General features: G+C 42.5%; 15 protein-coding genes. 4 read left to right on the top strand and 11 right to left on the bottom strand.

Annotation, left to right across the window (positions count from 1 at the left end; genetic code table 11):
- Positions 1-13: 13 nt before the first annotated feature.
- The 7 genes from NK987_RS19545 to rimO all read right to left on the bottom strand — a co-directional run bounded on the left by NK987_RS19545 (position 14) and on the right by rimO (position 8,464).
- Entirely contained in the window at positions 14-736 is a 723-nt protein-coding gene (locus NK987_RS19545) for a glycosyltransferase family 2 protein (RefSeq protein ID WP_259265224.1), read from the bottom strand.
- A 55-nt stretch (positions 737-791) separates the two neighbouring features.
- The gene (locus NK987_RS19540; protein ID WP_259265223.1) at positions 792-2,258 is read right to left on the bottom strand and encodes a cellulose synthase family protein; all 1,467 of its coding nucleotides are present in this window, start codon (positions 2,256-2,258) and stop codon (positions 792-794) included.
- Positions 2,258-3,802 (bottom strand): 4Fe-4S binding protein, encoded by a 1,545-nt coding sequence (locus NK987_RS19535; RefSeq protein ID WP_259265222.1) that lies wholly within the window; start codon positions 3,800-3,802, stop codon positions 2,258-2,260. The genes NK987_RS19540 and NK987_RS19535 overlap by 1 nt, the downstream gene beginning before the upstream one ends.
- Positions 3,799-5,184 (bottom strand): NAD(P)/FAD-dependent oxidoreductase, encoded by a 1,386-nt coding sequence (locus NK987_RS19530; protein WP_259265221.1) that lies wholly within the window; start codon positions 5,182-5,184, stop codon positions 3,799-3,801. The genes NK987_RS19535 and NK987_RS19530 overlap by 4 nt, the downstream gene beginning before the upstream one ends.
- Positions 5,177-5,932 carry a DUF547 domain-containing protein gene (locus NK987_RS19525; protein WP_259265220.1) on the bottom strand — a complete coding sequence of 252 codons (756 nt, stop codon included), beginning with the start codon at positions 5,930-5,932 and terminating at the stop codon, positions 5,177-5,179. The genes NK987_RS19530 and NK987_RS19525 overlap by 8 nt, the downstream gene beginning before the upstream one ends.
- Positions 5,933-6,115: 183 nt before the next feature.
- Positions 6,116-6,988, bottom strand: a complete 873-nt coding sequence (locus NK987_RS19520; RefSeq protein ID WP_259265219.1) for a glycerophosphodiester phosphodiesterase — start codon at positions 6,986-6,988, stop codon at positions 6,116-6,118.
- Between the two features lie 165 nt (positions 6,989-7,153).
- Positions 7,154-8,464, bottom strand: a complete 1,311-nt coding sequence (rimO, locus tag NK987_RS19515) for a 30S ribosomal protein S12 methylthiotransferase RimO (protein WP_259265218.1) — start codon at positions 8,462-8,464, stop codon at positions 7,154-7,156.
- A gap of 331 nt (positions 8,465-8,795) precedes the next feature.
- On the opposite strand from rimO, the gene NK987_RS19510 reads away from it, so the two are divergent.
- Positions 8,796-9,080, top strand: coding sequence for a hypothetical protein (locus tag NK987_RS19510; protein ID WP_258424351.1), 285 nt, complete (start codon positions 8,796-8,798; stop codon positions 9,078-9,080).
- 384 nt (positions 9,081-9,464) lie between these two features.
- On the opposite strand, the gene NK987_RS19505 is transcribed toward NK987_RS19510, so the two are convergent.
- Complete coding sequence (locus NK987_RS19505; protein ID WP_259265217.1) at positions 9,465-10,010, bottom strand: helix-turn-helix domain-containing protein; 546 nt, start codon at positions 10,008-10,010, stop codon at positions 9,465-9,467.
- Positions 10,011-10,147: 137 nt separating this feature from the next.
- Here NK987_RS19505 and NK987_RS19500 point away from each other — a divergent pair, with 137 nt between their 5' ends.
- The 3 genes from NK987_RS19500 (at position 10,148) to NK987_RS19490 (ending at position 13,738) form a co-directional block, all read left to right on the top strand.
- Positions 10,148-12,154: an alpha-ketoacid dehydrogenase subunit alpha/beta gene (locus tag NK987_RS19500; RefSeq protein ID WP_259265216.1), complete on the top strand. Its 2,007-nt coding sequence runs from the start codon at positions 10,148-10,150 to the stop codon at positions 12,152-12,154.
- 220 nt (positions 12,155-12,374) lie between these two features.
- Positions 12,375-12,989 carry a Uma2 family endonuclease gene (locus tag NK987_RS19495; protein WP_259265215.1) on the top strand — a complete coding sequence of 205 codons (615 nt, stop codon included), beginning with the start codon at positions 12,375-12,377 and terminating at the stop codon, positions 12,987-12,989.
- Between the two features lie 56 nt (positions 12,990-13,045).
- Positions 13,046-13,738: a hypothetical protein gene (locus tag NK987_RS19490; protein WP_259265214.1), complete on the top strand. Its 693-nt coding sequence runs from the start codon at positions 13,046-13,048 to the stop codon at positions 13,736-13,738.
- Positions 13,739-13,831: 93 nt separating this feature from the next.
- Here the strand turns inward: NK987_RS19490 and NK987_RS19485 are convergent, their stop codons facing one another.
- The 3 genes from NK987_RS19485 to NK987_RS19475 form a co-directional block, all read right to left on the bottom strand.
- Positions 13,832-15,025 (bottom strand): hypothetical protein, encoded by a 1,194-nt coding sequence (locus tag NK987_RS19485; RefSeq protein WP_259265213.1) that lies wholly within the window; start codon positions 15,023-15,025, stop codon positions 13,832-13,834.
- A 134-nt stretch (positions 15,026-15,159) separates the two neighbouring features.
- Positions 15,160-18,261 carry an efflux RND transporter permease subunit gene (locus NK987_RS19480; protein ID WP_259265212.1) on the bottom strand — a complete coding sequence of 1,034 codons (3,102 nt, stop codon included), beginning with the start codon at positions 18,259-18,261 and terminating at the stop codon, positions 15,160-15,162.
- Positions 18,262-18,510: 249 nt separating this feature from the next.
- Positions 18,511-21,537: an efflux RND transporter permease subunit gene (locus NK987_RS19475; protein ID WP_259265211.1), complete on the bottom strand. Its 3,027-nt coding sequence runs from the start codon at positions 21,535-21,537 to the stop codon at positions 18,511-18,513.
- Between the last annotated feature and the right edge of the window lie 4 nt (positions 21,538-21,541).

The following is a 21,541-nucleotide window of genomic DNA, read 5'->3' as shown; positions in this document are numbered from 1 at the left end:
TGTTTTTTTCACTCTACCTATACCTCCATATCGTCCACAATATCTTATACCCTGCTCCGATTACGCCTTTGATGGTTCCGCTTACTTTGGAAACTCCGATTCTTTTTCGGTAATCTACAGGAACTTCAGTCGTTTTCATTCCAGCTTTGGCAGCTTTGATCTGCATCTCGATGGTCCAACCGTAGTTTTGATCCACCATACCTATGGATTTCAACTTTTCCCATTTGATGGCCCTGAATGGACCCAAATCGGAATATTCTGTTTTGTAAATGACTCTCATCAAACTAGTGGCCAACCAATTACCGAATACCTGCGGCAAAGTCATCGAGCCACTTTCTCTATTTCCCCTAGCCCTTGAACCTATCACCATATCATAATCTTGCTTTAATATAGGATCAATGACAGCCAGCAGCTGTTCGGGATAATCACTGTAATCGCCATCCAAAAAAACCAGGATATCAGGCTCAACATCCAAATTCGCCAAATAGGACATTCCTGTTAAACATGCTTTACCATAACCCATTACCCGTTCATCCAAAACAATCGCCCCTGCTTTCTCGGCCACTTGGCGGGTATTGTCCTTGGAGTTATTGTTGACGACTATGACATGCCTCACTGACTTGGGAATATCCCGGATGACTTTTCCGATCGAACCTTCTTCATTATAGGCCGGAATCAACACGTCAATAATCGGGAATGGTTTATGTTGCGCTTTTAGGGTTGAATTTAAAGACATTGATTTTTGGGTGAAATTGGAAGGGAAATTCTGACCGGCATTTTGAAATTCGGGATTATTTTAGCCTATAACTTTTCAGTGACTCAATGAAAACCACAGAATAGCCAAAAGTCAGCATTAGGTGAAAAACCAACATCTCGTAGGTTTGGAAGCGAATCGATAATATTACCATTATCAAGAAAATTACAGCTAAAATCCCTTCGATGTAGGTTGTGAAAGGAATTTTGATCTGATTGTAAATATTCTTTGTCCAAGATTTTTGACTTTTCTCCAGATTGTATTTTGGAGTGCGGATGAAAGGTGACCGTTTTCCTGTCAATCCTTCCCAAACTGCCTGTGCATTGTGCAAAGCAAGTCCCATCGATACAGCCAGAAACAGGGGCAACTCCCAAAGAAATCTCCCGATTCCTTTCCATGAATAATCCACCAAACTCAAATTGGCAAAGAAATAAACCAAGGCTATGATCACAAATCCTACAAAAAACACCGCCGCTCCCTGAAAATAATTTTCAGGAATAAGTCCTTGATTAAAAGCCCACCAAATTGGAATGCTGCTAAGGCTTACCAATAATACTGCGATGAAAATCACCGCATTGAGCAAATGGGCGGTGGCATGCAGTTTGGTTTTGAACGGAAGCTTTTTAGAAAGCACATTCCCAAGATGCTTCACGGCGCATTCGGCCCCGCCTTTGGTCCATCTGAATTGCTGTGATTTGATCGCCGACATCACGGGAGGAAGTTCTGCAGGGGAATTGATATCGGGTCGATAGATAAACTTCCATCCTTTTTGCTGAGCCCGGTAACTCAAGTCAAGGTCTTCTGTCAGTGTATCATCGTGCCAATTGCCGGCATCGAGGATACAGCTTTTCCTCCAGATCCCTCCTGTTCCATTGAAATTGATAAAAGCATGCTGCCCGTTTCTCCCCATCTGTTCCACCATAAAGTGTGCATCCAAGGCAAATGCCTGCAAGCGCGTCAATACAGAATATTCTTCATTCAGGTGGGTCCATCTCGTCTGTACCATGCCTACTTTGTCGTCCTGAAAATGCCCGATGGTCTTCATCATAAAATCTGGATCCGGAACAAAATCGGCATCAAAAATCGCTATAAATTCACCCTCAGCCACTTCCATTCCCTCTCTCAAAGCACCTGCTTTGAATCCTTTTCGGTCTATCCGATGGAAATATTTGAAATTTACATTAGGAAATTCTTTCAACTTGCGCCTGATGATCTGGGAAGTTTCGTCGGTACTGTCGTCCAATATCTGGATCTCTATTTTGTCGGAAGGATAACGAAATTTGGAAACTGCATCGATCAACCTTTCTACTACATACATTTCATTATAGATAGGAAGCTGTACGGTCACTTTAGGTAAATCTTTGGCTGCGGGTTCCAATGATATATTGGGATTCTTTTTAAATTGAAAAAAATGATATAGCAAATGTGCCTGAGCAAAACTGTAAAAAAGGATGAACAGCATTGCCAGAATGTATATTCCCAAAAAGAAATAAATGAAGATCATTAAGCTTTTACAGTGATGGAATTGTTTCCGATGATGATGGGCATTTCGTTGATTCTGCCCTCCTCATCGCCATTTTCAAGTTTTAACACTCCCCTTGGACAAACTGCGGAACATACACCACAGCCGACGCAGGAAGAACGGACAATGTTTTGGCCCCTTTGTGCATACCATCTGACGTCAATGCCCATTTCGCAATAAGTGGAGCAATTGCCGCAGGAGATACACTGACCGCCATTGGTAGTGATGCGAAACCTTGATTTGAAGCGCTGCACCAATCCAAGGTATGCTGCCAATGGGCACCCAAATCTACACCAAACCCTGTTACCCATCAAGGGATAAAAACCCGTTCCTATGACTCCTGCAAAAGCAGAACCAATTGCGAAGCCATAAATACTGTGCAGCTGATCTGTTGCCTGTCCCAAAAGGGCAAATCCGGTAAAATAATTAATGATTGTCAGTGCCGTCGAAATCACTGCAAAACCCAAAACGCCGTGAATGAGATAGCGCTCAATTTTCCATGCTTTGACAGTTTTGTCGGATAGCTGACGGTAAGGGTCACCCAAAGTCTCAGCCAATCCCCCACAGCCACAAACCCAAGAACAATACCACCTTTTGCCATAAAAATAAGTAAATAATGGAACCCCAACCACAATCAGAATAATCCCCCAAATCAACATGAACATTCCCAAAGCGCCGGAACTGATCATTCCATCTATTCTGTATTCGTAGAAAAAGGAATAATCCAAAGGCCAAATATTTTTAAAGTCATGCCAAGGCATGTTCATCAACACCAAAATTTCTGGCAGTAAAAAAGCAAATGCCAATTGAAAAAACATGACTGATGTTGTTCTTATAGTCTGATAGGCATTGCCCCGGTATTTTCTAAACATCCTGATGCCCATCACGATGATGGCCAAAGTATAGATGAAGCCATATAAAAACCACTGACTTGCCGGATTACCGGAAAGCGCCATGCTGATCGGATCGACCATCAGGACAAGGTTGGTGATGTATTCCGGAAACCAATAAAGCACGATATAAAAAAGGATCAGCCAGGCGCCGGTTATCATTCCCAAAAGTCCCTTTGATTTCATCGAGGAAAAGAAAATCCCATCATTTTTGATCCCTTCCGTTTGGCCACGATAGAGTGGTAGAATGTAAAGCAAGGCCCCAAATAGACCAATCAAAACGGTGATCCCCAAAAACAAAAATGGATTCTCTGAAACAGGTCCTGTAGACGAAGCCTTGGTCAATGGAAAAGCATAATTGTCCCAAATCACTTTATCCCATTCCTGATTTGCTTTTAAACCGTCATTGTATGTATTGAAATAACTTTTGAAATCACTGATAAAAGCAAAATTTGAAGAATAGGTTTTTCCAAACATAGGTGAAAGCACTTCCACCATCTTTTCAGTATGGATTTCTTTGACGTTGACCTCAACAGTTTCCTTTTCCAACTGATAAGAACCGGAAAAAGGGAGGAGAGTGAACAAAAGCAGTCCAAAGACAAAAATTACAAGTCCAATTTTTTGAATGGTTTTCATGCTCTTGACCCGATTAATTTTTGAATAAAAGACATTTTGTGGACCTTCAGGGATTTCCCTTTTTGATTGTTGTAATGATCCAAGACGGCCTTGTGATGAGATTTGAAAAACTCCGGATTGAAGCTTGCTTTGTTCAGGTGGGTTAAAACCTTTTCAAACATCCAACCTTCTGAGATGGCTTTGTCAAAATAATCATGCCGTAATCTCCAGCCAAAAGCATTCACTCCTTTGATTTTCATATCCGATTTTCCATACAAAAACCGGATTGCAATTTTTCCTCCCTCATCCTCCCAATACAGACTTTCATATTCCTCAGGCCAAACAGGAGGTACAAAACCATAGGTTTGGTATTCAATGTCAAAGAATTTGGCAGAATTGAACCAAACACCCGGTTGGTAGGGAACAGGCTTGTCTGAAGTCAGGTTGAATGCAAGTGTTTCTCCGTGCATCCTTCCTGTGTACCAAACCTGTTCGATATTTTTCCTGTCTGTAGCGGGTGCTTCCTGGAATTCAGCACAGTCACCAATGGCATAGACGTCGGGTATATTGGTTTTGAAAAACATGTCCACGATGATGCCTCTGTTGGTTTGTATTGTTTTATTATTTTCAGAACTCTCCAATGGTTTGGTTCGAAGGAATTCAATATTGGGACTGACTCCAACAGTCAATCCTACAAACTGACAATCAATTTTTTCTCCTGTTTTGGTTTTGATTGCCTTCACTTTCCCGGATTCATCTCCAATAATTTCCCCCAATTCCGTTTCCAGTCGCAGGTCAATATGGTGCTCCAAAATATGGCGGTTGATCATTTTGGATTCTTCCAAGGGGAGGATATTGTCCCAAAAGTTCTTTTCCCTTACTAAGAATGTGACTGGAATCTTTCTGCTATTCAGCATTTCGGCCATCTCAATCCCGATCAATCCTCCGCCCACAATGACCGCCCTGCTGATATCTTTGGTATTGGATTCCATAAGTTCCAAGTCCTGATAAGAATACATTCCCTGTGCGCCTTTCAGGTCTTGGCCCGGCCAACCAAATTTATTTGGCTTTGAGCCAGTAGCCAAAACCAACACATCGTAAGTCATGGATTCTTTATTTGAAAAAATCAGCGCCTTCTCCTCAAAATCGATTTTTTCTACCCAAGCTCTTTTCAGGTTGATCCTGTTTTTTTCCCAAAACCAATCTTCGTAAGGTTTTGTATGCTCATATTTCATGTGGCCCATGTAGATATACATGAGCGCGGTTCGGGAAAAAAAATGATCCGTTTCCCCTGAAATGATAGTGATTTGGGCGGATTCATCTTTTTTTCGGATATGCCGGGCACAGGTCACTCCGGAGATTCCGTTTCCGATGATGACAATATTTCTGTTTGCTTTACTCATTGAGGGACCAATCGTAGTCAAGGTATGAGACCTTGGCGTTTGGTTTGATTTTGATGGTGGAATATTGGTTAAGGTAATCAATTAAGCTTCCATTTTTTGTAAAGTCGCCTTTGAACCAAGAAAAAATTGATGAAATCTCAACCTTATCGGCTGTAATTTTATTCCTTTTGGTATCATTGACAAATGTTCTTGCCACCTTATCTAGCTGTTGGTCAATTTTCTCAGGAAAAAAAGCTTCATTCAACAAAGGTGGACAAGAGAAAGATGCACAGTTGATTGCAAAATGGATCCTAGGCTCTTCGAATTCCTTCCTCAGGATTTTGTGCTCTATCTCATCAAGAGAAGCTTCCTTCCCTCCTATTTTGAAAAATTTGATGTGCCAAACGGTATTGACCAAAGGGATTTTTACAGTGGGGTGTAAGTCCTGGATGCTTTTCACAGGATAATTATCGACGATGAGCTTTAATGTAAAGGCATTGTAAGCATTGATCCAATAGGCCAATTGTTCTTCCTTTGACCATTTCCCCCTGTCCGGGGCATTGTTGCTAAGGAGATCGAGGTATTTGTCAAGCTTGGCTTTGTCTTGGATAAACCCCTTGTAATTGACAATCCCATCTTTGCTAACATGCTTTTTGAGCAACTCATCGAATGCCTGATGGGAAGGTGCTTTGGAATTGGCTTGACCTAGTTCTGAAGAACCACAGGAAAGACTGAAGAGAAAAAGACCGATTATAAAGAGAATTTTCATTTTATCTGAATCAGGTTACAAATTATCCAATCTTGGAGATATACGGAACAGAAATCATTTTAGCTTTCCCATTTCTCATTTAAAGAAAGTTAAATGGGAGCAAGCAAATATATACTTGACCCCCAATCACATTTGTCAGGAGTAAGACAACAGAAAAAATATCTTGAGAAAAGTTTTTGTTTTTTACCTTTTGGGTGCAAGATTTGGATAATCGGTAATGATCCCATCCACTCCCATTTCCAATAACCGCTCCATCTGTTCGGTTGTATTGACGGTCCAAGGAATGATTTTCATTCCTTTTTGATGGAGTTGGTCTACCGTCTCTTTGGTCAAAGCAATAAAATAAGGAGAATAAATCTGAGGCTGAAATCCCAACTCAGCAAGCTGTTCGGTAGCTTTGGCTGCAGTTTCGACCAACATGGCCAAAGTCACCTTGGGATAAGCCTGATGCATGTATTGCAAAACCCGAAAATCAAAAGATTGGATATTGACTCTGTTCCAATCAAGTTTTTCGTCAATAACTTTATACACCATATCAGAGAATTCTTTTGGTATAGGATGGTAAGTTCCATCACCCTCAGGACTGCTTTTGATCTCGATATTATAATTTGGCTTGGGTAATCCCATATCTGCCACATATTTTTCGACAACATCAATCAGATCCGAGAGTTTGGGTTTGCTGACATGAAACTTAACCTGCTTTGGGAATCCCGAATGGAATTTGCTACCACAGTCGTATTTCACTACCTCAGAAAAGTCCATCTGATAGATATTGTGAGACTTATCTCCTGCAGCAATTTCATTTCCCTCGGGCGTCAGGCAAATCACAGGGTTCATATAAGGTTCGTGGGAGACAATGACAATCCCGTCTTTGGTTACTGCCAAGTCCAATTCCAAAGTGGTTGCACCCAGATCCAAAGCTTTGATCATGGCCGGAATGGTATTTTCAGGCATTAATCCCCGAGAGCCTCGATGACCCTGAAGGTCATATGTAAGTTGGGCAGAAGCTGACATAATGGTGCAAGTAAAAAAGAGTGTGGCTAAAAAGGTTTTCATTGGATTTAATTTTCAACCAATTTACTACGGATTTTAAATTTGATTCGAATTTTGGGATTAATGTTTCATTAATAAACGGATTGAAATGAATCCAAATAACCACAAAAGGCACAAAAGATTGATTTCTTCTGTGCCTTTTGTGGTAAAAACAGTTTACTCAAAACTTTAGATCACATCCCCATACAAATCAAATTCAGTGGCGTCGCTGACACGGACATTGACAAAATCCCCTACCCTGCAATAATGCTTGGAGGCATCGATCAGGACTTCATTATCCACCTCGATGGAGTCAAATTCTGTCCTACCGACGAAATATCCGTTTTCTTTTTTGTCCACCAACACTTTATATTCTTTGTCTATTTTGGCCTGATTGAGGTCAAAAGAAATCTGCTCCTGTATCTCCATCAGTTGGTTTGCCCTTGACTGCTTCACTTCATGTGGAATGATATCCTCCATCGTGTGGGCGTGGGTATTTTCTTCATGGGAATAGGTAAATACGCCCAAACGCTCAAATTTCATCCTTTCGACAAAATCCACCATCTCCTGAAACTCGGCTTCGCCTTCTCCCGGATGACCGGCAATCAGGGTTGTCCTGATCGCTATTTCAGGGATGATGTCGCGGATAGAATGGATCAATTCCTCTTGCTTTTCACGTGTCGTCCCTCTTCTCATGGTTTTCAACACCGACGTTGAACCGTGTTGAAGCGGGATATCGAGGTAATTACAGATATTGGATCGATCTTTCATCACTTCGATCACATCCATCGGAAAACCGGTAGGATAGGCATAATGCAACCTGATCCATTCGATTCCTTCCACATCAGAAAGGTTTCTGAGCAGGTCTGCAAGGTTTCTCTTTTTATATAAATCCAAACCGTAATAGGTCGAATCCTGTGCAATCAGCAAAAGCTCTTTGGTTCCGTTAGCAGCTTTGTGTTGGGCTTCTTTCACCAATTCCTCGATAGGTCTTGAAATATGTCCTCCACGCATCAGCGGAATGGCACAAAATGAACAAGGCCTGTCGCAGCCTTCAGAGATTTTCATGTAAGCATAATGGGCATTGTGGGTCAGCAACCTCTCCCCCACAAGTTCATGTTTGTAATCGGCTTTGAATTTTTTGAGCAAAGCAGGAAGATCTCTCGTCCCAAAATAGGCATCCACCTGCGGGATTTCCTTTTCGAGGTCGTCTTTGTACCGCTGAGAGAGGCAACCGGTTACATATACTTTGTCTACCAATCCTCTTTCTTTAGCATCCACATATTGTAGAATCGTATCAATAGATTCCTGTTTGGCATTGTCAATAAAGCCACAGGTATTGATGATGACGATGTTGTTGTCCTGATTTTCGGATTCATGGAATGCATTGATTCCGTTTCCTTTCAATTGTGTCAAAAGCACCTCGGAATCAACAAGATTCTTGGAGCATCCCATGGTGATGATGTTGACTTTGTCTTTTTTTAATGTTCTCGCTTTCACGCTTTTCCTTCTTTGGGCACAAAGGTAGGGGAAATTGAAAAATTTCAAGGTTTTAAAGCTAGAAGGTTTCAATGTTAGGATACAGATTGGAAAATTGGAAGGTTGAAAAATTAAAAGGTTGGAAGGTTTTAAAGTTAAAAGGTTAGAAGGTTTTAAGGTTGCAAGGTTGGGGCGAAGGATTGGAAAATTTGAAAATTGGAAGATTTAAAAATTAGAGGAGCGATAGGTATAAAATTATTGTCAGAATATTTGGTGATTTATTGAATTTCAGATTACTTTGTATTTCAAAGTACTTTTAATCCAATGAATTTCACTTATAACTCAAGCACCCATGAAAAACACCAGATTAACATTGATCCTATCATCGATTATCTTCCTATTACTCATCCCCTTGGTCGCCATGCAATTTACCGATGAGGTAGATTGGGACTTTTTTGATTTCACCATTATGGGGATTTTACTTCTCATCACAGGATTGTCTATCGAATTTGTCTTGAGAAGGTTCAGACGGATTCAAGAAAGAATACTCATCAGCGGTGCAATACTGTTCATCTTCTTCCTAGTTTGGGCTGAACTTGCCGTTGGTATTTTCGGATCTCCTTGGGCAGGTTCCTGATCAAAAAGTCCATTAGAAGGTTATGAAATTATTAAGTTTCAAAGGTAAAATACGATTTAAATTAAAGTATCCTTAACGACTGATTTCCTTTTGGGGAAAGGTTTATTTCTACTTTTGAAGTCGTACAGCAAACGAAAATTTTTTCATTAACCTTGCATTACTTTTAGGCGTCGATGTGAATCGACGCCTTTGCTGTTTTTAGGGGGATTTCAAAATTTCAAAATTGGAAGATTGAAAAATGAAGGGTTTAAAGGTTACAAAGTTTTAAGGTTACAAAGTTGATTCCAGTTGCGTTTTAGAAGAATTCTCAAAATCGAATTCACTCTAACATTATTTCTTTTAGCACTTTTCAATTCCAATGTCTTGGATCTTATGTCTTGTGTCTTAAATCTCCATTTTCCTCAATTTCCTATACTCACTCGGCGTCATGCCAGTGATTTTTTTGAATTGGGAAGAAAGGTGCTGCACGGAACTGTAATCCAGTTTGTATGCCATTTCACTAAGGGTCAATTCCTCATAAAAAAGCCACTCCTTTACTTTTTCGATTTTGAGGCTGATAAAATATTTTTCAATCGTAATTCCTTCCATGCTGCTAAAAAGGTGACTCAGCATGCTGTAATCTTCCGGGATATGGGAATTGATATAGGTTGAAATATTCAAGCCTGAGGGAATTTCCTCCTTTTGAAACAATAGGGTAAACAGATTTTTGATCTTTTCGATGCGCTGCACATCTCTGTCTTTCAAGATTTCAAAGCCGAGTTTTTCAATTTCGGTTTCAAAGATCCCGTAGGCAACTTCATCCATTTGGGTATTTAACCTCACTTTCCCAAGTTCTACCCTTTCAAACCTAATTTTTTGTTGGTTCAGGACATTTTCAACAGCCATGATACAGCGTGGACAAACCATATTTTTGATCAGGATATCTACCATAAATATTTCCTCCTTTGCTTATTGAATGAAAGATTTGGATTTAAGTAAACATAACCCAATTTGGTACAAGATAAGTTCTGTCCAAACCTTGGGGAGAAAGCTAAATTCAACTAATTTGGCATCAAAATATAAACCCTATGCCCAATCCAAGCACCGAAGCGCAAGCCATGATTTTTGATAGAAAAGAGTATTCTGACAAAACTTTATTGGATCTATATGAATCTCTGTTGATGCCGAGAAGGATTGAAGAAAAAATGCTCATCCTCCTCCGTCAGGGAAAAATCTCCAAATGGTTTAGCGGTTGGGGACAAGAAGCCATCTCCATCGGCGCAGTCAATGCCCTTCAGGAAGATGAATACATCCTTCCGATGCACCGAAATCTTGGGATCTTTACCGGTAGAAATCTTCCTTTGGAAAAACTTTTTGCACAGTTTCAGGGTAAAAAATCGGGCTATACCAAAGGCCGAGACCGTTCCTTTCACTTTGGTACCAACGAACACCATATCGTCGGGATGATTTCCCACCTCGGGCCACAGATGGCCATTGCTGACGGGATTGGTTTGGCACATAAACTTTCAAAAGAAAACAAGGTCAGCTTGGTTTTTACCGGTGATGGCGCAAGTTCAGAAGGGGATTTTCACGAAGGGCTCAATGTTGCCGCAGTATGGAAACTCCCGGTAATCTTTGTCGTCGAGCACAACGGGTACGGACTTTCCACCCCAAGTGAAGAGCAGTTTGCTTTCAAATATTTTACCGAAAAAGGCCCCGGGTACGGTATGGAGGCTGTTCGGGTGGATGGAAACAATGTTTTGGCAGTCTATGATACTGTCAAAAAACTAGCGGAAGATATCAGGCAAAACCCAAGACCGGTCCTATTGGAAGCAATTACCTTCCGGATGCGTGGACATGAGGAAGCCTCTGGTACCAAATACGTTCCCAAAGAACTCATGGAAACATGGGCGCTTAAAGACCCGGTGGACAATTACGAGAGGCATTTGGAAGAATCAGGAATATTGACTCCGGAAGCCAAAGATAAAATCAACAAAAAAATCAAGGCTGCGATCAATAAAGGATTGGATATTGCCTTTGCCGAAGAAGCAGTTAGCGCAGATACTACAGAGGAAATGGCGGATATCTACGCCCCATTTCAGCAAGAAGTAATCACTCCAAAATCAGATCAGAAAACAGAAAAGCGCTTCTTGGATGCCATCGCCGACGGCCTCCGCCAATCCATGGAAAAGTATCCAAACCTCATCCTCATGGGTCAGGACATCGGAACTTATGGTGGGGCATTTAAGATTACGGATGGTTTCAAAGACAGATTCGGCGCCGACCGTGTACGCAATACCCCGCTCTGCGAAAGTGCCATCATCGGTGCTGCTTTGGGTTTATCCATCAAAGGTTATAAGTCAATGGTAGAAATGCAGTTTGCGGATTTTGTGTCCGTGGGATTCAATCAAATCGTCAACAACTTGGCTAAAATCCATTACCGATGGGGACAAAATGCCGATGTCGTCGTCCGCATGCCGACAGGGGCCGGAGTCGCAGCAGGGCCTTTCCATTCCCAATCCAACGAAGCTTGGTTTTTCCACACTCCTGGACTGAAGATCGTCTATCCCTCCAATCCATACGATGCCAAGGGATTGCTGAATGCGGCTTTTGAAGACCCTAATCCTTATATGTATTTTGAGCATAAGGCACTTTACCGCTCCATTTCGGAACCCATTCCTGATGACTATTATACCGTCCAAATTGGTAAAGCCAACCTGGTAGAGGAAGGAGAAACACTCAGTATCATCACCTACGGCATGGGCGTTCATTGGGCAAAAACAGCGGTGAAAGAATTGGGTGTTTCGGCAGACATTTTGGATTTGCGGACTTTACTCCCTTGGGACAAAGAGGCGGTGGAAAAAACGGTCAAGAAAACCGGAAAAGTAATTTTCCTTCAGGAAGATTGCCTCACAGGGGGAATCGGTTCGGAGATAGTCGCATGGATTTCAGAAAACTGTTTTGAGATGCTCGATGCCCCTGTCATGCGGGAAGGAAGCTTGGATACCCCTGTACCTTTTGCGCCAAGTCTGGAAAAGAATTTTCTACCGGTCGGGAGGTTTAAAGAAAAATTGAAGAATTTGGTGGAGTATTGAGGGGATTGGAAAATTTCAAAATTGGAAGATTGGAAAATTTAAAGGTTATAAGGTTAAAGGGTTATAAAGTTTAAAGGTGTGCTGTCGTGATGTCATCCTTTTTCTTTAATATTTTTCCAATGTTCGGATAAGGGAATTACGATTGGCGTTGCGTCATTCTTGTAGTTGTTAAGGAATTCTTCAAAATCAATTTCAGCGATTTATTTATTAAATTAGAATTATGAAAACCGAAGAAACCGAAAACAAAGTCAGCGAACCCTCTACAGAATATGGCAAATATTCCTATGCGGATTACCTGACTTGGCAAATGGATGAAATGGTGGAAATCATCAAAGGAAAAGTTTTTAAACCTGCCGCAGCAGCTGCTCCTAGAAGAATTCACCAAAAAGTCTCTCTTAAGATTTCAAGTGCTCTCTATCAATTCCTTCAAGGCAAACCCTGTGAAGTATATACTGCTCCCTTTGATGTAAGGCTTCCTGTCAAGTCCAAAAGAAACGAAGATATCTTTACCGTCGTGCAGCCCGATATCTGCGTGGTCTGCGACCGCAGCAAATTGGATGATGCAGGCTGTATCGGTGCGCCTGACTTGATTATCGAGATCCTTTCCCCCGGTTCCAACCGAAAAGAACTCAAGTACAAATATGAAGTCTATGAAGAAAGCGGAGTGAAGGAATATTGGGTGATCCAACCCACCGAACAGACGCTGTTGATTTATACGCTGACTACAGGAAAATACGTCCCCTCCAGACTTTTTTCACCCGGAGATATTGTAAGTTCAGCTTGTATTGAAGGATTTAGTTTGGATTTGGAAGAGGTTTTCCAAGACTTGGATTGAAACAAAATTCTAAAACTGCATTAGGTTCTTTCCGTATTAATTCCAAAAACACTCGTATGACTCGGATAATCTTTCTTGCTATCTTCCTTTTTTCTGCATCTGTTTCCCATGCCCAATATTTCTCAACAGGTTTTCAGGCCAATCTTGGTTTACCTGTGGGTGATTTGAGGGAAATAATGGATGGATCTGTTTTTCCTGAATATACCCTGTCTTTTTATTACCGGTTTCCCATGAAGCCCATTGAGGTGGGATTTGGACTTGGATACGGAAAACATGGCACAGAACTCGAAAAAAGAACCGACCTCTATCCGGGATTTACCGATGAACTGAGACTGAGACGAAACAATAACCTGATGACTTTTATGGGGATCTTCAGGTATAATTTTGAAAGTGAAAAGCGGATCATCCCATTTTTGGAAGCGCAGGTCGGCGCGAATTATTTCTATACACGTTACAAAATCAGGGAATCGCAGTTTGAAGAACCGATTGAAGAAGGGATGGATTTCAGTGATTGGGTGTTGGGTTACCGCTTTGGAGGTGGATTCAAAGTCCCTTTCAAAAACAGGGAAATGGGGCATTTTGAGTTCAAAGTCCTGTACCACGACAGTGGGCCGGTGGATTTTCTCCGAAAACAGGATACTGAATACCTTCCCGACCAGGGCGAGGGGGAGTTTGTCTATACGCCGCAGCGGTCAGCCATTACCATGATCCAACCGGGAATTGGATTTATTTTTACGATTGGCAATTGAAAATGCAATGGCACAGGATTTGTTTCGTTATCATTGAATCTAAACCAACTGTATATATATCCTAAAAAACCGACGGGAAACTGCCGGTTTTTTTTATTCCCTGATTTTCACTTTGTAGAAAATATTGTAATCCCGTTCTTCCTCCGGATTGGCATTGTCATTGACATAAAGGATTCCTTTTCCATCCAAAAATTCCAATCCCCCATGAACAGGTAACTCATCAATGATCCCGATCTGCTTTCCGTCTTTGACTACAATATGGTAGTATTTCATATACTTTTTCATCGCTTCTTTGAACTCCGGCAATTGGTAATATTCTTCCGACTTGGCACGGAGTTCGGTCATCACTGAAACAGGAACTTTGGTACTGAAGGAAGCAATAAGGTAATCGCCAGCAAATAGGACATTGGTAAATTTGGGATATTCAGAGTCGGGATTTTCTGCCTCTAAATCAAAGAGAGGAGCTGATTCAGGTCTGAGAGGGTGGGAAAGTTTGATATCCTGAGTCATTACTGGTTTGCCTTCCTGAAATTCATAAATGAACGCCTGATTGCCTACTAAAGGCAGCAAGGCATATTTCTTTTTGGAATCATGAAGTGCGACAAAAGGCAGATCAGGTCCTACAAAACGTTTGTTCAGTCTTGGTTCCCAGGACTCAGGGAAAGATTCCAGGATTTCATTTTCTTCAGTTCCAAGGTTATAGCGATAGATGTTGCTGATTTTAGCATAATAATCCGTACCCAAAGTCTTAAAATCAGAATCTTCATTGGAGAAAAAATTCTGTTCCTCCCCAATCATCATGTCCTGACCGTTTTCGACATAAGGATGGAAAGTCGTCCGGTTGGAATAGATGCTGATACGCCAAAGTTCAGTCGCATTGTTAGCGACTTTTTGGATCTGATTCCCTTGTAGGTCATAGATAAAATAACCCGTAAATGCCCCTTGCGCCACAAACCTGTCTTTGTCAAGGAATTTATAGCCAAAAGCACCGTTACCACCGGTACCGTTTGGGCCTTTTCCTTTCAGGTCAAACTTATTCAGAATTTCACCCTTTTCATTTACCAAAAACGGGTTTTGGGACTTGGAATCAAACAGGATATACATCCCCGCCTCCGGTGAATAATCCTGCAAACGCAAAGGAACCAATTCACCCACCGTCAGAGAGTCCACCAATTCCAATTCCAGCTGCTCGAGAGGATTATCTGCCACAGTTTCATCCTTTGAGGAGCAATAAGAAAAGACGAGAAGTGAAAAAATGAATAAAATAGAATTGGGTTTGAGATTCATAAAAAGGAAGGGATTATGGATTTGTACAAAATGAGTATCAATATTTCTTAGTGCCGGAAGGGTACATTTATATGACAGAACCTATTCAAAGTTTACAAAAAACTCTTTGCGACTCTGCGTCTTTGCGAGAAATGTTAACCTTTCTTCCTCCACAAAAACACCGGCAAAGCCACAAATACCCCTATTATACTGAACACCAATCCTCCGATGGTACCGATGGCGAGGGAGAACCAGAATACCTCATTTTGACCTTCCATGATAAATGGAATCAAGCCAAAGCAGGTGGAAAGAATGGTCAGCATGATGGGAACTGCTTTACCGGCAACAGCCTTAAGCACATTCCGGTTGTAAAGCCCTGTATTCCGGTTATTGAGGTCATTGACAATAAATATTGCCGCATTGACTGCCAAGCCACCGAGCATGACAAAAGCCGCATACCCACCCTGATCGAAGTAAAAATCAAAGAGCGAGAATATCAGAAAGAGTCCTATAAACGAAAATGGGATGATGACAATGATGTAAAAGGGTTGTCTGAGGTTCTCAAAAAGCACCGAACAGATAAAGAAAATTCCCACCACCAACACCAAAATCAGGCTATACTGCCGCTTTGCTTTGTTCCAATCCCAACTCCAGGTTTCTTTTTCTGCGGTATAGCCGATGGGCATATTGGCTTTCATTTCTGTCAATACTTCATCGAGATATTCATTCCCAAACTTGTGAGAACCCATGTATTCAAAAGCCAACAAACGGATATATTGCCGGTCTTCTTTGTGCAGGGCATTGGTAGTGGTTTCTTTTGTCAAGGTTCCGAAGTTGCTGACTTTGAAAACCTGATCTTCCCCACCGATCAGGCTATTTTCTTCCAAGTCAAACTTGGAATAATTCGAGGATTCCTTTTCTCTGACCACAACACCATAGTTTTTGTCTTCCAAAGCGAGGTAGGCAGAAGGGCCGGATGGACGGGAGACGTTATTGAGCGCATTGATAACCTGGTATTGGTTTGCATTGCCAAGGACCATTTTGCTTTGGTCGAGTCGAAGCACATATTCTTCTGTTTTCTGTTCATCCCAACCCAAGCGTTCGTTGGTATTCACAGTTTGAATCCTTTTGTGTCGGAGGAGTTTTTCTGCTAACAACTCCGATTGCCTTTCAAGTTCGTCGTAGTTATAGCCTTTCAAAGTCACCCTGAAAGAAGGAATTCCATCTCCACTCGAGCCTGTATAAAACCCCTGCCCTACCCCTGAAATTAACCAACTCGCCCCTGACCAATCGGTGGACTTGACCGACAGCCGGCCTTTGAGTTGGTATGGTAAAGCCGATTTCTCATAAGCTTCTTTGAAAGTGATGGTAATTTGGGCGTATTGGCCGGATTGAACCCAGGTTACAAACTGATCTATGCCCTCCACACCTTGGAGAAATTTCTCAAATTCCCGCATGATAAAATCCATTTGCTCCAAGGTATTGCCAAAGGGCAGCCGGGCCGTAATGTTTAGCCGTGTCTTTTCCGCTTCTCGGTAGGATGATTTTTCAAAAACCCCACGGACAAACATTCGCAGCGAACCCCCAAGCGCCTTATCCACATAAGGCCGGATTTCCTCTTGATACAATGTCGAGCCTACGGTTTTGTTATACCATTCCTGACCCTCCCATTTGGCAGGAAGGAAAAAAACCGGTAAACCAAAAAGCAGCAGAAGTAAGAAAATAAAAGTCTTTCTGTAATGGGCTATAAATGCGATACTCCTGTTGAAAACACCGAAAGCCTTAACTCTTTTTCGAAGTTGGGCGACAGTGAGTACCCTTCCTTTTTGTGCCTGATGGCCAAATAAAAGGTCATACATCGCAGGGGTGAAAAGCAACGCAACCAAAAGGGAAACTGCTAGCATCACAGTAACTACCACGGAGAATTCGGTCAGGTTTTTCCTGTCGTCTTCCGGGAGGAAAAACACAATCAACAAAGCCACAATCGTCGTCAGCGAAGCTGCTAGCAGGGCAACAAACACTTTTCTGTTTTTATGTTTGTGCAAGTGGTCGATCATGATGATCGCATTGTCCACTATCAACCCAAAAGAAATCGTCAGCCCTGCCAAGGAATACAAATGGATATCCACTTTCAGGAGGTACAGGATAATACCGGTAATACTCAGGTTGACGATGATGCCCAAAAATAAAATGCTGAGGTACCTTAAATTCCTGTTGATCAGGAAAATAAACACAATCAAAATCAAAATCGATAGTCCTGAGCGCTTGTAGATCTTGTTCAGTTCCTTCTCAAGGAATTCCGTGTCGTCATTTTCAAGCCTTACTTCAAATCCTGCCGGAAGCAAAGGTTTGGTACTTTCAATGGCGGCTTTGATATTTTTGGCCAAAAGGACCTTGTTGACCCCGTCGCGGTTGATGATGGAAAGCGTGACCGAATTGTTTCCGTTGATGCGGTAAAAGGAATTGGGTTCGGCTTCCTCCAAAGTCAAACTCGCTACGTCTTTCAGGTAAATCTCTTTGCCTTCTCTCGTGGTGACAAGAAGGTTTTCAAGTTGGCTGATGTCCTGCAAGGAGCGGTCCACCTGAATAAAAAGCGTCTCTCCCCTGTTATTGACGAGTGAACCCGGGAAGGACCTACCAAAAGAGCCTGCAATGACAGACTCAATATCTGATTTGGAAAGTTTGAAAGCCTGCAACTTTTTGATGTCATAAGTAACAAAAAGCTGCAGGTCGTTTGCTCCACGGACGGTAATTTCCTCAATCTCGGCAAATCGGTTGAGGGAGGTTTTGATGACATCTTCAGCGATTTTTTTGATCTCAAAAGAAGCAAAAGGACCGTTGACAGAATAGGTCAAAATCGGGGTTTTGAGGTCCGACATCCGCTCTGCCGTTTGGGTGACTAAGGGATAAGAAACCTTCTGATCCAATCCCGGATAAACCTGCCGAATGATGGAGGAGACTTCAAATTTTTTGAATTCCATATCCGTCTGCTTGTCAAAGCGCAGGGTGATCGATCCCCTGTCGTAATTGGAAACAGAATTGATCTTTTTGAGATCTGCCAATTGGGAAAGCGCTCCTTCCAAAGGCGACGTCGCTAGCTTTTCGACCAGATCCGGAGAGGACCTCGGCACCCCAAAACTCACCGTCAGTACCGGTTCACGCTCCCGTGGATTCAAATCCACAGAAAGCCTCGGCACCAGGGCAAAACCGATGATGGCGAGAACGATGAACGATATGATGATGCGAAAGGGAGTCAATTTTTAGATTTTAGATGTGAGATTTGAGACAATAGAAGCGAGAAGCAAGAGCCGAGAAGCGAGACTTTCGGGGTTTTTAACCTTTCCAAGAAAGGTTTTTTTTCTTTGTTTGTTAGAGGATTAGAAAATCTCATGAATTTTGTTTCAATAGTTTTCATTGATTCAAGCTTTTTAAATTCTAAGTTTCCTATTGTAATTCTTCATTCATAATTTTCAATTCACCAAGTCTCACATCTCAAATCTCATGTCTTATGTCTCACGTCTACTTATAAACCAATAAGCCAAAGGCACGAAATACAGCGCCGTAAACGTCCCGATGGTCAGACCGCCGATGACGGAATACACCAAAGGCCGCTGCAGGTCCGCACCCAAACCTGAAGAGAAAACCACCGGCAACAAAGCCAAGATGGTCGTGATCGAAGTCATCAGGATAGGTTTTAACCTGATCTGCCCAGCTTCATATAAAGCCTTATCCAAAGCTTCCCTCACGGGGAGATTGCTGGACTGTTCTTTCAATCTATTGATGGTGTCGATTTTCAGGATGGCATCATTGACCATAATTCCCAGCATGACCACCAAGCCTATCGCTGACATGACATTAAGGGAAGTTCCGGTAAGAAAGAGGATTATAAACGCCCCCCCGATCCCTAAAGGCAAAGTGGCAATGATGATCAATGGTTGAATAAAACTTTCAAATTGGGCAGCAAGAATGAAGTAAAGGAGCAAAACAGAGATCAAAAGGATACTAACCAATTCTTTGATCCGCTGCTGATCTTTGAAGTACTGCCCAAAAAACGACACGCCAAGATTCTTATCGGCCGCCCAATTGATAATCTCGGCATTGTAGGAGGTAGGGTTTTTTGAATCCAAAATCACCGATTGGAACAGACCACCCTTGTCCGCAGTGACAAATTTGTAATGGTTTTCATAATCAAAACTGATGAAATTGCTCAGTGCGTATTCGTTTCCGTCTTTTCCCTGAAGGAAATTATTGTTGAGAATCTGCTCAAAATTAGTTTTGTCTGCCTTGAGTTTGATCGGCGTGATCTCCCCAAACCGCTTGATGTCGGTAATCGGATACACGCCAAACAACTGCTTCACCTGCTCTTGCAAGTCGCGGGGACTGATGCCATAGAGCGCGAGTTTACCACCATCCAACCTGAAAATCACCGAGGCTTCCTTTTGTAACCCGGGTCCTCGGCTGAATCCCTTCACCGGAAATGCCGACAGCCATTCGTCCATTTTGCCTTCCTCGATCGGCTTTTTGGTCGCCAGGTCTTTCCACCTTACTTCATAAAAGGGAATGTTGGAAGCAAACAACTGATCGAAAGCATTGGGAGCATCCAAAACTGAGATTTGGGCATTTGGATAATTGCCTAAAATCAATTCCTCTAATCTTTGCATCTGAGCAGATTTGGAATCCTGTGATTCAAAAAGGAAATAGAGGTTGGCTTCCTGCAGGGAACTTTCCCCATCAAAAAGCAAAAACTGCCTTACCCCAAGGTCTGTCTCCGACTTCAGGTATGCGCCTTTCATGGACTCCAAGATAGACAATACCCGGTCTTTATTTTGCTCCACCCCGATCGGCTCGTTCCAGTCGATCTCCACCACCGCATCAAATTTCTCTATCGGCGGCAGGCCCTCGACCTGGAGCAGGTAACCCAAAGCCAAACCTGCAGGTATCAGCAAAATGAAGATTCCAAAACTGAGTTTTTTATAACTGAAAACCTTTTTGAACAGGCTTTTATAGCCTTTCAAAATTATCTTAAAAAACCTGCTATCATCTCCTTTTTCTTCCAGCAAGGCCTTTTTTCTATAGAAAAAATGATACAGCATCGGAAGGAAAATAAACGCTACCAATAGGGAAACCCCCAAAATCGCAGCCACTGAAACGGCCTGATCAAAAAACAGAGCGCCTGATATCCCACTCAAAAACACCAAAGGAATAAATACCGCCAAGGTTGTCAGCACCGAACTGACCAAAGCCGACATGACTTCATTGACTCCCTGTACACAGGCTTCAAATATCGGCAATCCCTCAAGCCGCTTTCGGGTGATATTGTCCAATACGATAATGGCATTGTCTATCAACATCCCCAAACCCAAGGCAAGACCTGACAGAGATATGACATTGATCGAAATCTCAAAAAAGTAAAAAACCAGAAAACTGATCAGCAAAGAAGTCGGCAAGGAAATCCCGATAATGATCGGCATGCGGTAATTGCCCATAAAGAGGAACAATACCCCAAAAGCAAACAAACCCCCAAATAGCAAGCTCGTCTGCAGGTTGCTGATGCCGGCATTAAGCAGGACAGATTGGTCTTGCGTCAGCTCAAAATCCACTTGGTTGTAATCTGCTTTGAACAACTCTATGGCTTCATAAACCTTGGGAAGGAGTTCGTTCATCTTGGCGGAAGCCTGCTTGTGCACGGTGATGACCAATCCTTCCTTTTCGCCAAAAAGGTGGTGTCCCAAAACCTCGTTCGTCTCGTATTGCACCGTGGCCACTCTTGCCAAATCTACGGTGATGCCCTTTTCGGAAGTGACGGGCAGCTTCATGATGTCTTCGGGTGAATCCACCCTAGTCGCCAACCGCAGGTAATACCTGAACTGACCATCCTCCACACTGATGCCGGGAAGTTCTTCATTGCCAAATTGGATGGCATTGATCACATTGTCTTCCGTCATGCCAAGGGCACGGAGGGCAGCTTTATCCGGCGTGACGGTGATGATGCGCTCCTTTTTGCCATTGATGTCGACAAGGGAAACACCTTCCAACTGTTCGATCCTCTTCTTCAGGACATTTTCGGTCAACTGACTGATTTCTGTAAAGTCAAATCCAGGTTTGGGAATGACCTGCACCCGGACGACAGGAATGTCGTTGGTATTGATCCGGATCACTTGGGGACGGGCAAGGTCCGAAGGGAGACTGTTGGTAAGCCGGTCGATCTTTTCATTGACATCAATATATGCCAGTTCCATCTTGGTACCATAGTCAAAAGTCAGTCGGATCGTGCCTGTTTCGCTTCCGGCTTTGCTTTCGACATCTTCCAGACCATTGAGTGTCATCAGGCCTTCCCGGATCGGGGAAAGCACATTCTGCTCTATGGCCTCAGGAGAAGCGTTGGGATAATTGACCTTGATGACAATCTGTGGGACATCGATCGGAGGCAAAAGTGAAATCGGAAGCGTCCTGAACGCGATGACCGAAAAGACCATCAGGGCCAAAAAAACCATCAACACAGCTATGGGTCTTGCCAATAAAAACCTTACCATAGCG

This window comes from Aquiflexum gelatinilyticum (genome assembly GCF_024813435.1).
GTDB lineage: Bacteria > Bacteroidota > Bacteroidia > Cytophagales > Cyclobacteriaceae > Cognataquiflexum > Cognataquiflexum gelatinilyticum.
Note: the sequence above shows the minus strand (reverse complement) of the source record. Positions and strands in the feature narration are given on the sequence as shown.